The sequence below is a fragment of the Streptomyces sp. NPDC048420 genome (assembly GCF_040651535.1).
In the GTDB taxonomy this organism is placed as follows: Bacteria; Actinomycetota; Actinomycetes; order Streptomycetales; family Streptomycetaceae; genus Streptomyces.
Genome location: NZ_JBEZKG010000022.1, coordinates 129,806 through 142,354, shown reverse-complemented (window position 1 = coordinate 142,354; position 12,549 = coordinate 129,806). Strand labels below are relative to the sequence as shown.

The 12,549-nt window shown below is 71.2% G+C and carries 11 protein-coding genes and 2 pseudogenes; 5 read left to right on the top strand and 8 right to left on the bottom strand.

Features of this window, described 5'->3' with window-relative positions:
* The first annotated feature begins 113 nt into the window (after positions 1-113).
* A complete protein-coding gene (locus tag AB0D34_RS35245) occupies positions 114-1,538 on the top strand; it encodes a GH1 family beta-glucosidase (protein ID WP_362669203.1) in 1,425 nt (474 codons plus the stop codon).
* 7 nt (positions 1,539-1,545) lie between these two features.
* On the opposite strand, the gene AB0D34_RS35240 is transcribed toward AB0D34_RS35245, so the two are convergent.
* The 5 genes from AB0D34_RS35240 to AB0D34_RS35220 form a co-directional block, all read right to left on the bottom strand.
* Positions 1,546-1,956 carry a nuclear transport factor 2 family protein gene (locus tag AB0D34_RS35240; protein ID WP_362669200.1) on the bottom strand — a complete coding sequence of 137 codons (411 nt, stop codon included), beginning with the start codon at positions 1,954-1,956 and terminating at the stop codon, positions 1,546-1,548.
* A 2-nt stretch (positions 1,957-1,958) separates the two neighbouring features.
* Complete coding sequence (locus tag AB0D34_RS35235) at positions 1,959-2,765, bottom strand: MBL fold metallo-hydrolase (protein WP_362669197.1); 807 nt, start codon at positions 2,763-2,765, stop codon at positions 1,959-1,961.
* Positions 2,766-2,803: 38 nt separating this feature from the next.
* Positions 2,804-3,415 (bottom strand): DsbA family protein, encoded by a 612-nt coding sequence (locus AB0D34_RS35230; protein WP_362669195.1) that lies wholly within the window; start codon positions 3,413-3,415, stop codon positions 2,804-2,806.
* 123 nt (positions 3,416-3,538) lie between these two features.
* Positions 3,539-4,042 (bottom strand): MarR family transcriptional regulator, encoded by a 504-nt coding sequence (locus AB0D34_RS35225; RefSeq protein ID WP_362669193.1) that lies wholly within the window; start codon positions 4,040-4,042, stop codon positions 3,539-3,541.
* Positions 4,043-4,248: 206 nt separating this feature from the next.
* Positions 4,249-6,357: a nitrate- and nitrite sensing domain-containing protein gene (locus AB0D34_RS35220; protein WP_362669247.1), complete on the bottom strand. Its 2,109-nt coding sequence runs from the start codon at positions 6,355-6,357 to the stop codon at positions 4,249-4,251.
* Between the two features lie 184 nt (positions 6,358-6,541).
* On the opposite strand from AB0D34_RS35220, the gene AB0D34_RS35215 reads away from it, so the two are divergent.
* Entirely contained in the window at positions 6,542-7,282 is a 741-nt protein-coding gene (locus AB0D34_RS35215) for an NAD(P)H-binding protein (RefSeq protein WP_362669190.1), read from the top strand.
* A 464-nt stretch (positions 7,283-7,746) separates the two neighbouring features.
* Here the strand turns inward: AB0D34_RS35215 and AB0D34_RS35210 are convergent, their stop codons facing one another.
* The 3 genes and pseudogenes from AB0D34_RS35210 to AB0D34_RS35200 all read right to left on the bottom strand — a co-directional run.
* Positions 7,747-8,664 carry an RNA polymerase sigma-70 factor gene (locus AB0D34_RS35210; protein ID WP_362669187.1) on the bottom strand — a complete coding sequence of 306 codons (918 nt, stop codon included), beginning with the start codon at positions 8,662-8,664 and terminating at the stop codon, positions 7,747-7,749.
* A gap of 36 nt (positions 8,665-8,700) precedes the next feature.
* Positions 8,701-9,822, bottom strand: coding sequence for a PP2C family protein-serine/threonine phosphatase (locus tag AB0D34_RS35205; protein WP_362669185.1), 1,122 nt, complete (start codon positions 9,820-9,822; stop codon positions 8,701-8,703).
* A 35-nt stretch (positions 9,823-9,857) separates the two neighbouring features.
* Positions 9,858-10,115, bottom strand: a pseudogene (locus tag AB0D34_RS35200) (TIM barrel protein); the annotation flags it as partial.
* Between the two features lie 3 nt (positions 10,116-10,118).
* Here AB0D34_RS35200 and AB0D34_RS35195 point away from each other — a divergent pair.
* The 3 genes and pseudogenes from AB0D34_RS35195 to AB0D34_RS35185 all read left to right on the top strand — a co-directional run.
* Positions 10,119-10,534 (top strand): annotated as a pseudogene (locus AB0D34_RS35195) (2,4-dichlorophenol 6-monooxygenase); the annotation flags it as partial.
* Between the two features lie 51 nt (positions 10,535-10,585).
* Positions 10,586-11,455: an intradiol ring-cleavage dioxygenase gene (locus tag AB0D34_RS35190; RefSeq protein ID WP_362669183.1), complete on the top strand. Its 870-nt coding sequence runs from the start codon at positions 10,586-10,588 to the stop codon at positions 11,453-11,455.
* Positions 11,452-12,519 carry a maleylacetate reductase gene (locus tag AB0D34_RS35185; RefSeq protein WP_362669181.1) on the top strand — a complete coding sequence of 356 codons (1,068 nt, stop codon included), beginning with the start codon at positions 11,452-11,454 and terminating at the stop codon, positions 12,517-12,519. Before AB0D34_RS35190 ends, AB0D34_RS35185 begins: the two co-directional genes overlap by 4 nt.
* The last annotated feature ends 30 nt before the right edge of the window (positions 12,520-12,549 follow it).

Here is a 12,549-nt window from a genome sequence, read left to right as displayed (position 1 = left end):
GGCGGCGGGGTGGGAGCGGGATTCGTCGGGGCGAGGGCCTTGACAGCTTGTTAACGTTAACATCACCGTGGTTCCCGGCCGCCGCTCTTCAGCATCTCCAGAAAGAAACCCGCATGCCGACAGCCCAGCCCCCGTCCTTCCCCGCGCACTTCCTCCTCGGCTCCGCGACCGCCGCCTACCAGATCGAGGGCGCCGCCACCGAGGACGGGCGCGGTCCCTCGATCTGGGACACCTACTCCCACACACCGGGCAAGACGTGGAACGGCGACACCGGTGACGTGGCCGCCGACCACTACCACCGCCTCGACGAGGATCTCGACCTCATGGCGTCCCTGGGGCTGCGGGCCTACCGGTTCTCCATCGCCTGGCCGCGCATCCAGCCCACCGGCCGCGGCCTGGCCAACCCGAAGGGCCTGGACTTCTACAGCCGCCTGGTCGACGGCCTGCTCCAGCGCGACATCGCTCCGGTCGCGACCCTGTACCACTGGGACCTCCCCCAGGCGCTGGAGGACGAGGGCGGCTGGACGAACCGCGCCACCGCGTACGCCTTCGCCGACTACGCCCGTCTCGTCGGCGAAGTCCTCGGCGACCGGGTCGCGATCTGGACCACGCTGAACGAGCCGTGGTGCTCCGCCTACCTCGGTTACGGTTCCGGCGCCCACGCCCCCGGCCGCACCGACGGCGCCGCGGCGCTGACCGCGGTCCACCACCTCAACCTCGCCCATGGCCTGGCGGTCGAGCAGCTCAGGGCGGTCACCACCAACGACCCGCAGTACTCGATCACCCTCAACTTCCACGTGCTGCGCGGCGAGGGCGACGGCGCCGACGAGGCCGTACGCCGCATCGACGCCCTGGCCAACCGCGCCTTCACGGAACCCCTGCTGCGGGGCCACTACCCGCAGGACCTCATCGAGGACACCGCGGCCGTCACGGACTGGGCGTTCGTGCAGGACGGCGACCTCGCCCGGATCCAGCAGCCCCTGGACCTGCTCGGCGTCAACTACTACGCCACCACCCGGGTTCGTCTGTGGGACGGGGCGACGGCGCGGCAGAACAACGACGGCCACAAGGACATGGGCGGCTCGGCCTGGCCCGGCTCGCCCCAGGTCGAGTTCGTCGCGCAGGAGGGCCCGCACACGGCCATGGGCTGGAACATCGACCCCGACGGACTCGAAGAACTCCTCCTGGACCTGCACGCCCGCTTCCCGGACCAGCCGCTGGTCATCACCGAGAACGGAGCGGCCTTCGAGGACCACGTCACCGTCGGCCCCGACGGCACCCACGCCGTGCACGACCCCGAGCGGGTCGACTACATCCGTCGCCACCTCACCGCCGCCCAGCGGGCACTGGCCGCCGGTGTCGATCTGCGCGGGTACTTCGTGTGGTCGCTGATGGACAACTTCGAGTGGGGATACGGCTACTCGAAGCGCTTCGGCATCGTCCACATCGACTACGAGACCCAGCGCCGCACCCTCAAGGACAGCGCCCTGTGGTACCGGGAACTGGCGAGGCAGCACAACGCCGCCGGCCAGGGGTGACGGATGTTCAGTCGGTCATGGCGTCGCGGACGAGGGCGGTGTCCACGAACTGTTCGAAGCGGACGATGAGTCCGCCGCGTACGACGAAGTGGTGGGCCACACGGACGTTGATCCGCTTGCCGGTGGCCTTGTTGGTGGCGGTGTAGCGGGCCAGGACGACGACGTTCTCCCCGTCGACGACATAGGTGTCGTCGTGGGCGATCCAGCCGTCCCACTCCTTGCCGAGCTGCTCCATGACGTTGGCGGTGACACCGTCGGGGGTGCGGTAGGTGCCGGCCAGCGGGAAGCCGGCCATCTCGGTCCACTCCACGTCGGGGGCGAGGGTGGCGCGCAGGGCTTCCAGGTCGCCGGCCGCGGAGGCCAGGTACTGGCGCCGTACGACGTCGGCGGGCGCGGTGGAGGTGGTGAACTCGCTCATGGTCAGCCCCACTTCATCTCGCCCTTGGCGACCTTCGCCCCGATCTGGGCGGCGATCAGCATGCCGTTGTCGGGGTAGCGCTTGACCAGGGCACCGGTCAGGGCGGCGCCGTCGGCCGCCTTGCCCAGCTCTTCCTCGAACACCACCAGGTAGTCGCGGGTGGCGGTGATGGCGGTCGCGTCGGCCGCCGTGTTCGGCAGGCGGTGGCCGGGGACGACCAACTCCGGCTGGAGAGCGGCCATTTCGTCGAGCAGGCCGATCCAGGCGGCGCGGTCGCCCGGGGTGGGGGTGTCGGCGACCCAGACGTGCTCCTGCTGGAAGAGCAGGACCCCGCCCAGCAGGCTACGGGACTCGGCCTGCCACAGGTAGTGGCGATCCGGCAGCGCGTCCGGGCCTCCCTTGAGCTGGAAGGTGTGGCCTTCGAGGGTGAGGTCGCCGGTCAGGGGCTGGATGTCGACCAGGCGGGTGGGCAGGTTGGTCCCGAGCGCCGCCCACGCCTTGAGCTTGCCCTCGTAGGAGTCCTGGATGTGCTCGATGACCAGCGGGGTGGCGACGAACACCGCGTCGGGGAAGGCGTCGGCGACGACTTCGGCGCCGAAGTAGAAATCGGGGTCGGCGTGCGAGACGAACACGGTGGTCAGCGTCTTGCCGGAGTCGAGGATCTCCGCGGCCAGGCGGTGGCCGTCGGCGCGGGTGAACGCGGCATCCACCAGCAGCGCCTCACGCTCGCCGGTGACGAGGGTGGCGGTCTTGTTCTTGGATCCGGCCGGGAAGTCCAGATCGAGGACCTTGAAGGACAGAGTGCTCATGAGCGCGGGCTCCTTGCAGGGGTGGGGTGGGACGGTGGTCAGGACAGGGCGGCGATGCGCCGGGCGATCTCGTCGGCGCTGGCGCGGCCGCGGGCCAGGGGGACAGCGCGGTCGCCGTCCACGGCCAGGAGGGTGGGGAAGCCGGTGACGCCCAGTCCGGCGGAACGGTGGAAGTCGTCCGCCGCCGTATGGGGCGCCTCGGCGGACTGGAAGGCGGCAGCCACGGCCTCGGCGTCCAGGCCGGTGTCCGCGGCGATCTTCCGGTAGGTCGCGGGGTCGGACAGGCTCAGGCCGTCGACGTAGAAGGCCTCCTGCACGGCGGTGGCAAGCTCCGCGGCACGTTCGGGAGCGGCCTCGCGCAGCGCCGCGACACCGCGCGCGGCGGCCTCGGAGTCCATCACGAACGAACCGTCGGCGATCAGCCGCTCGTAGCCCGCGCCGAACTCCGCGCCGGTCAGCTCGGCGATCTGCGCGTTCGCGCCCTGGACGTAGCCGAACTCGCGGATCGGGACCCGGCGCGACCCGGTGAACAGACCGCCCGAGACCACCTCGACCGGCACGTCCGGGTGCCGCGCGACGACCTCGCGCAGGGTGGCGGAGAAACCGTGGGACCAGCCGCAGTAGGCGTCGAAGACGTAGACGAGCTTCATCGGGGACCTCGGATGACGCGGCGCCCGCCTGGTGCGGACTCTCACCCGGCCAACAATATCTGACTCGTCAGATATTTCAACGCCGACAGATCCACTCGTGTGACGCGCGACGCGGCGCTCCCCTCAGGGCAGCAGGGGCAGGGAGTCGCGGGCCGCGTGGCTGAGAATGCGCAGGTCCTCCGCGAAGCGTTCCCAGTGGGCGGCGGGCAGGGGGGCCAAGAAGTACTGCTTGATGTTCTCCACGTGGAGCCGGGACGCGCGTACGACGGTCTCCTCGCCCAGTGGTGTCAGGCGCACCAGACGTCCGCGCCGGTCGTCCGGGTCTGTGACGCGCCGCACCAGTCCCGCCGCTTCCATCCGGTCCACCAGGCGGGTCGCCCCGCCCGTGCTGAGCACCTGCTCCTGGCCGATCGCCCGCATCGACAGCCCCGGCTCGCCCGCCCGGCCCAGGATCAGCAGCACCTCGTACATCAGGTGGCTGATCCCGCACTCCTCCTCTATGCGCCGGCCGAGGATGTACTCCAGCCGGTTCGCGGCGCCCTGCAACCGCCCGAACGCCAGGACCAGCTCGTCGTCGGCCGCCTCCTTGGCGGTCGTGATCTCCCTCTGTGCGTCCTGCTCGTCCACGGCACCTCCGTATGTCCTAGAGGCGGAACCTATCGTGCCTGATCGCGTGAGGGCGGCTCGGTGGGTCCCGGGCGGGGTGCCGGTCAGGAGCGGGGCAGCAGGACGGCGGACACCTCTACGGGCGCGCGGGACCTGATGCCGAGCCGCGCGGTGCCGTGACATGGGTGTCCAGGGTCGCTCCGGTACGGGTGCTGTGGGTACGGCGTCTACCGGTCGCCCCACGTCTCGTAGCCACGGCCCCTTCCGTGGGGGAAGCCGGGGTCCGCGAAGGCGGCCAGCGCCAGGGTCTCGGCGTCTGCTTCCGTTCCGGGCGCCCGGTAGGTGATCGTGTCGGGCAGCATCACCAGCGCCGTGATGCCCTGGCCCTCGTCGGAGGGGCGCAGCTGGACGCGGACGCCGTGCCGGTCCGCCAGCCGGCCGACCACGTACAGGCCCATGCGCTGCGAGATCGCGACGTCCACGGTCGGCGGGTCGGCCAGATGGTGGTTGATGTCGGCCAGTTCCCCGGGCGGCAGCCCGATGCCCCGGTCGTGGATCTCGATCATGATCCGTCCGTCGGGCAGCCGGGCCGCGGTGACCCGGACATGGGAGTGCGGCGAGGAGAACGTCGTCGCGTTCTCCAGGAGTTCGGCGAGCAGGTGCACCAGGTCGGTCACGGCACGGCCGTGGATCTCGGCCTCCGGGACGCCCGACAGCTCGACGCGCTCGTACTGCTCCACCTCCGAGGCCGCCGCGCGGATCACGTCGACCAGGGGCAGCGGCTGGTCCCACTGCTGGGCCGGGGTCTCCCCGCCGAGCACGAGGAGGTTCTCGCCGTTGCGGCGCACGCGGGTGGCGAGATGGTCGAGCTTGAACAAGTTCTCCAGCTGGTCGGGGTCGGCCTCCTTGCCCTCCAGGCCGGTGATCAGGGCGAGCTGACGCTCGATCAGCGACTGGTTGCGGCGGGCCAGGTTGCTGAAGATGGTGTTGATGTTGGCGCGCAGCAGGGCCTGTTCGGCGGCGAGCCGGACCGCCTCGCGGTGGACGTGGTCGAAGGCGCGGGCGACCTCGCCGATCTCGTCCGTGGTCGTGATCGGGATCGGTGTCACCTGCGCGTCCACCCGCCCCGGGATGGCCCTGGTGAGCTGGGTGAGCAGGGCCGGCAGCCGCTGTCCGGCGATCTCGTGGGCCGAGGCGCTCAGCCGTCGCATGCTGGTGCTCATCGTCCGGGCCACCCAGGCGGCGAGCAGGAAGGCGGCCAGCACCGCGGTGAGCACCAGCGCGGCGTTGATGATGGCGTCGTTACGGGCGTCGTCGGCGATGTTGTGCGCACTGGCCAGCGCGGTGTCGGTGAGGTACACCTCGACGCTGCGGTACGCGTCGAAGCTGAGTGTGGAGGCGGCGAAGAACGTCTCGGGCGTGATGCCCTGCGCGGCGAGCTGCTCCGCTGTGGCCCCGGAGGCGATGGCGCTGGTCATCTTGTCCAGGCTCGGCGGGGCCACGAAGGTCTTCCCGGCCGACTCGGCCTGCGTCTGCGCCTGGGCGGCCTGTTCCTCGCCCCGCTTCTGCGCGTCGGACAGCGCCTTGCGCAGCCGGGCCATGTCACCGGTGGTGCCGGCCCCGGCGTACTCCTGGAGCGCGACCTGTTCGAGATAGACGTAGGAACTGAACGAGCCGATCTGGGACTGGAGTTCACCCTCGGCGAGCTTGCCGCGGTCCTCCAGCAGGAGGTGGGTGCCGATGGCCCGGATCAGGGACTCGGCGGCCTGGGTGAGGGAGACGGCGTAGAGGGTGCGGCCGAAGCTGGCCTGGTTGCTGCTGCCGAAGCCGAGCTCGTTGGAGATCTCCATCAGCGGGTGCTGGACGGCGTGGTAGCTCTCCTCGGTCTGCACACCGGTCAGCTTGGAGGTGAAGGCGCTGGCGCGTACCGACGCGAGCTGCTTCTCGCCGATGCGGACGAGCTCGACCCGGCGCAGCAGTCCGGGGGTCTGCGGCATCCGCTCCACCGCCTCGTCGAACTTCTTCGCGTCGGCGTCGGTGATGGCCCGGGCCTTGGTGACCACGCTCGACGTACGGTCGCCCTTGACCAGTGGGATCACCGACACATCGCGTTCGTTGATGGCGTCGCTCGCGTACTTGTTCGCGGCCTGGACCAGTTCCGCCACCCGGACCGCGTCCTGGGCGTCCTGCCAGGTGTCCACGGAGCGTTTGACGCGGATGCCGCCGAGGACGAGAGCCACGATCACCGGGATGAGGAGGATGGCCTGGAGTTTCCTCGCCACGCGCCAGTTGCGGGTCCCGAATCCCCGGCGAGTGGTGGATGGGGTGTTCGACACGATGGCCTCACGGTTCTGGGTCGCCTCACGTCCTGACACTCTCAAGAACGTGGGGCGCATGGGGAGTTGTTCACCCCTGACTCATTTTCTGTCGAACTCGGCATGTCGTCCGGCATCCCGCTGTCACAGAATCCGGCGCTGTCCTGTCCTGCTGTCAGAACCCGAACACGAAAGGGAGACAGAGATGAAGATCGTCGTCATCGGAGGTACGGGGCGCATCGGTTCCCAGGTGGTGAGCCTGCTCCAGGGCAGCGGCCACGAGGCCGTCGCGGCCGCGCCCAGTACCGGCGTCGACACCCTCACCGGCGAGGGCCTCGCGGAGGTGCTCAAGGGCGCGGGCGTGGTCGTGGACGTGGCGAACTCCCCGTCCTTCGAGAAGGAGGCCGCCATCGACTTCTTCACGCGCGCGATGCGGAACCTCACCGCGGCGGAGCAGGAGGCCGGTGTCGGCCACCACGTGGCGCTCTCCATCATCGGCGTGGACCAGGTGCCCGAGCTCGGCTACTACCTGGCCAAGGTCGCCCAGGAGGAGGCCGTGCGCGCGAGCGGAGTGCCCTTCTCCATCGTGCGGGTCGGCCAGTTCTTCGAGTTCGTCGCGCCGGTGATGGACCTGACCACACGGGGCGCGGAGGTGCACCTGCCCTCCACCCAGCTGCGCCCGATCGCCGCCGCGGACGTCGCCGCCGTCGTCGCCGAGACGGCCCAGGGCGAGCCGGTGAACGGTCTGCGCCTCAAGGCGGGCCCCGAGGTCCACCGCCTCGACCGGCTCGCCGAGATCATCCTCGCGGCGAAGCCCGACGGCCGTACCGTCGTCACCGACGAGACCGCCGGCATGTTCGCGGGCATCCCGGACGGCGTCCTCACCGGCGACGACACGGTGGAGACGGCACCGACGCGCTTCGAGGAATGGCTCAAGCAGGACTGAGCGGACACTTCGACGGGGCCGGTGAAGGGCGCCGGTGTGCCGCACGCCGCCGTCCTCGGCGCTGCGGGAGCGGGGAGCCGCGCTGTGGGTGGTGGGGTGTGGCGGGGCGGATTCGGTGGCCGTGCGCGGGTACCTGGGCTGCTCGTCCTGCGGGGCGGGGGTGGCGGGGTGCCGAGCTGGGGGGTGGTGGGGTGCGGCTGGCCGGGCTCGGCGGCCTTGGCCCGGTTGTTCGCGCTGCTCGTCTCGCCGGGAGGAGGTGACGGAGGACGTCGCGCCTCTGGCGTCGATCGCGGTACCCCGACGGGGAAAGCCGGCAGGCGATGGCACCGCGACGGATCGGTGGACCGGCCCCCGCGGTGTCCGTCACGGTGTCTCGACGGAGGGAGCCGACGGTCGACGGCACACCGCGGCGGACCGAGGGCCGGCCCCTGCCACGCCGGCCTGATCCCCGCCCGCGCCAGCGCCTACGCCTCCCGGGGTACGACCCGGTGTGACGACCGCTCGTACGCCCGGAGCTTGTCCGGTGCCAGCACCCAGTAAAGGCCGTCGATCCCGTCCGCCCCCATGGTGGCGCTGACCAGGCCAACGGTCTCCCCGGCCTTGCGGATGAGCAGGCTGGGCAGACCGTTGGCCTCGGCCAGGGCGAACTCGGCCCCCGGGATGAACTTGTTGACGAAGGCGCTGATCCTGGCCACGCGCCCGGCGCCCACCACCTCGAGGCGCGCCACGCCCCGCAGGCCGTTGCCGTCCGCGTAGGCCACGACATCGGCCGACAGCACGCTCTCCAGCGCGGCCACGTCACCGTGCTGCGCGGCCGCGACGAAGGCGTCGAGCAGTCGCCGGTGCTCCGCCGTGTCGACGGGGTCCCGGCGCTCGGCGGACAGCCGCTTGCGGGCCCGGCTGACGATCTGCCGCACATTGGCCTGACTCAGCTGGAGCATGCCCGCGATCTCGTCGTACGGGTAGTCGAACGCCTCCCGCAGCACATAGGCCGCCCGCTCCACGGGGTTCAGCTTCTCCAGGACCAGCAGCACGGCCAGCTCCAGCGCCTCCCCGCGCTCCGCGCCGACCTGCGGATCCACACTGGTGTCCACCGGCTCCGGCAGCCAGGGCCCGATGTACGCCTCGCGCCGCACCCGCGCCGACTGCGCCACGTTGATCGCCAGCCGCGTGGTGATCTTCGCGAGGAACGCCCCCGCGTTCAGGACCCCGCTCCGGTCGGTGTCCTGCCACCGCAGCCACACGTCCTGCACCACGTCCTCGGCCTCCGACACACTGCCCAGGATGCGGTAGGCGATCCCGAACAGCCGCGGACGCAACTGCTGGAAGGCGTCCGCCTCCTCGTCCAGAGAGCCGTCGGTGAGCGGCGGAAGCTTGTCCATGCAGCCGATGCTACGGCGACCCTTGCCGGCTCCCGCTCAGTGGCGCTGGGAGCGGCGGACCGTGAGGACGGCCACGTCGTCGTGCGGCGCGCCGCGGACGGCGAACGTGCGGGCGTCGTCGTGCAGGGTCTGCGGCAGCTCGGTGGGGGAGAGGCCGACGTACTTCGACAGCCGCTCGTCGACCGGGTAGAAAGTGCCGTCCGCGGACCGGGTCTCCGTCAGGCCGTCCGTGCTCAGCAGCAGCGTCGCGCCCTCGGGGAACTCGAACCAGCCCACCGTGGTGGGCTCGGCGGTGAGCTCGGCCAGGCCCAGCGGGACGCCGGGCTCCAGTTCGGGGCTGGTGACCGTCCCCTCGTACAGCACATGCGGCAGGACGTGTCCGCAGTTGACGGCCTGCACCTCGGTCTCCGCGCCGACACAGACGATCAGGGCGGTGACGAAGCGTTCGTCGTCGCCGGTGTGCGCGGCATAGGAGTTGTGCCGTACGACCGCCGCGTCCAGGGCGTCGACGAGCGCGGTGAGAGTGGGCTCGCGGTGGGCCGCTTCCCGGAAGGCGCCGATGACGGCGAACGCTGCGCCCACGGCGGCCAGCCCCTTGCCCTGCACGTCCCCGATCAGCACCCGGGTCCCGAAGGGCGAGTCGACGACGTCGTAGATGTCGCCGCCGACGAGCCGTTCCTCCTGCAGCGGCTCGTACACGCCGTTGACCAGCACGTCGTCGGTGAGCAGGGGGAGCGGGTGCAGGATGTGCCGCTGCATGGCGGCTGCCGTGGAGCGCAGGCGCAGCATCGCGTGCTCGCGCCTGATCCGCCGATGGCATCCGTAGACGGAGGTCGCGGCCAGGGCGATGGTGAACAGGACCAGCAGAAGCCTGTCGAGCCAGTGCCCCGCGTCACGGTCCCGCAGCAGCACACTGGCGGTGACGACGACGGTCGTCCACACGGCGACGAAGGTCGTCTGCCGGACCGTGCCCAGCGCCGAGGCGGCACCCGGCAGGAACACCAGGAGCCCGAGGAGCCACACCTCGGACCCGGACAGCGCACCGAGGAACTCCACCAGACCGGTCACCGTCACCACCGCGGCGACCAGTTCGGCGTCGCCCGGAGGCTCGACGGCGTCGAAGCTGTCGCCGGATCTCTTACGGCGGCTACCGGCCATGCGTGCTCCCGGGCAGATGGTGATCTACCCCTACGTTATGCAGGCCCCCTGCGGCCCGGCGCGGCGCCCCGCCGATCCGGGCCTTGAGAGGTGGGCGGGAGGGGACTACTCCCGAGCTCCTTGGTGATCCGGTCCAGCATGAACGCCGAGGACTCGCGGGTCTGTTCCTCCCAGGCGAAGACACACGCGGTGGCCATGCCGTCGAAGCCCAGCTCGCGCAGGGCGCCGAAGAAGGCGTCCCAGTCGACCTCGCCCTGGCCGATGTCCAGGTGCTGGTGGATACGGGCCGTGGTGACGCCGTCGTGCCCGACGGCACCGGCGAGGAGACCTTCGCCCGCGACCCCGAAGTCCACCACCAGCCCACCTCCCGCCCCGGCGCCCGTATCCCGCACGCCTGGCTCACCTCGGGCACCCGCACGGTGTCCACCCTGGACACGGTCGGCAAGGGCCGCTTCACCTCACCGGCAGCGGCGGCGAGGGCCGGATCCGGGCCGCCGAGGCGCAGGACACCGAGATCGCCACCGTGGTCGTCGGCCCGGGACAGCGCTACGAGGATCCGTACGGCGACTGGGCGCGCCGCAGCGAGATCTCCGACGCGGGCACCCTGCGCGTACGGCCCGACGGCTTCGTCGCCTTCCGGCACGCGACCGCGGCCCCGGACGCCGAAGCGCTGTTCACGGACGCGCTGCGGCGGATCCTCGGTCACGGCTGAAGACGCGCGACCATGGCAGAAGCGCAACGCCGTCGATCAGGAGGAGCCGGGATGACCAGCGACGCGAGCGGAACCAGCGTCACCGAGGAGGCCGTCGCCAGCCTCCACGCGACCACCGACCCACGCCTGCGCGAGCTGCTCGCCGGGCTCATCGGCCATCTGCACGACTTCGTGCGCGAGACCCGGCTCACCCAGGAGGAGTGGGAGAAGGCGATCGCCTTCCTGACGGCGACCGGGCAGATGTGCACCGACACCCGGCAGGAGTTCATCCTCCTCTCGGACGTCCTCGGCGTCTCCATGCTCGTCGAGACGATCAACGGCGACCGCGTGCAGGGCGCCACCGAGTCCACCGTGCTCGGCCCCTTCCACATGACCGAGTCGCCCGTCCGGGAACTCGGCGACGACATCGACCTCGTGGGCGGCGCCGAGCCCTGCGTGGTCAGCGGCCGGGTGCTCTCCGCGGACGGCACCCCGCTGCCGGGTGCCGTCCTCGATGTCTGGCAGGCCGACGACCAGGGCTTCTACGACGTCCAGCAGCCCGACGTGCAGCCCGCGGGCAACGGACGCGGACTGTTCACCGCCGACGCCGAGGGCCGTTTCTGGTTCCGCACCTGCGTCCCGGCGCCCTACCCGATCCCCACCGACGGACCGGTGGGCGACCTGCTCCGGGCGACCGGCCGGCACCCCTACCGGCCCGCGCACATCCACTTCATCGCGGGCGCCGAAGGACACACCCCGGTCACCACCCACATCTTCGTCGCGGGCAGCGACTACCTCGACTCCGACGCCGTCTTCGCCGTGAAGCAGAGCCTGGTCCAGGACTTCGCCACCACCGACGACCCCTCCCTGGCCGCGGAGTTCGGCATCCCGAACCCCTTCCGGCACGCCCGCTTCGACCTCGTACTGGAGACCGACGCATGACGTTCTCGGACGACTTCACCTACGAGAGCCGTCCCGGTCGGGTCGTCTTCCGCCCCGGTGCCGCAGTTGCCGCGACCCCCGGGGAGGCCGAACACCTAGGCTTGTCACGGCTGTTGGTGGTCTGCGGCAGCCGGGGTGAGACGGTCGCACGGGCCGTCGCCGACGCGCTCGGCGCCTCCTGCGCCGGGCTGCACGCCGAGGCCCGTATGCATGTCCCCGTCGAGGACGCCGACCGGGCCGTCGAGGCGGCACGCGCAGTCGGCGCCGACGGGGTCGTCGCGGTCGGCGGCGGTTCCTCGATCGGCCTGGGCAAGGCCATCGCGCTGCGCACCGGACTGCCGCTGATCGCCGTGCCGTCGACCTACTCGGGCTCCGAGATGACCCCCGTCTGGGGCCTGACGGAGAACGGCGTCAAGCGCACCGGACGGGACCCGAAGGTCCAGCCCCGCAGTGTCGTCTACGACCCCGAACTGACCGTCTCCCTGCCGGTACCGCTCACCGTGACCAGCGGCATCAACGCCCTCGCGCACGCGGTCGAGGCGCTCTACGCCCCGGACACCTCGCCGCTGATCGCGTTGATGGCGGAGGAGGGTGTGCGGGCGATGACCGAGGCGCTGCCCCGACTGGCCGCCGACCCGGCGGACCTGGAGGCACGCGGACAGGCGCTATACGCGGCATGGCTCTGCGGGTCCTGCCTCGGCTCCACCACCATGGGCCTGCACCACAAGCTGTGCCACGCGCTGGGCGGCACCTACGGGCTCCCGCACGCCGAGACCCACACCGTCGTCCTGCCGTACGCCCTCGCCTACAACGGCCCTGAGATCCCAGGGGCGTTGACGGTACTGAGGCGGGCACTTGGCACCGACGACCCGTCACATGCCCTGTGGGAACTGACCGGACGCCTCGGCGCACCGCGTTCCCTCGCCGAACTCGGTCTCAAGGAGGCCGACGTGGCGGAGGCGGCCGTACAGGTGGCGGGGCAGCCGTACGCCAACCCGCGTCCTGTGACGGCGGACGGCGTGCGGGCGCTCCTGCGGGCCGCCCACGAGGGACGGCAACCGTGAGCGCCTCACCAGCAATCCCCTGAAGAAAGG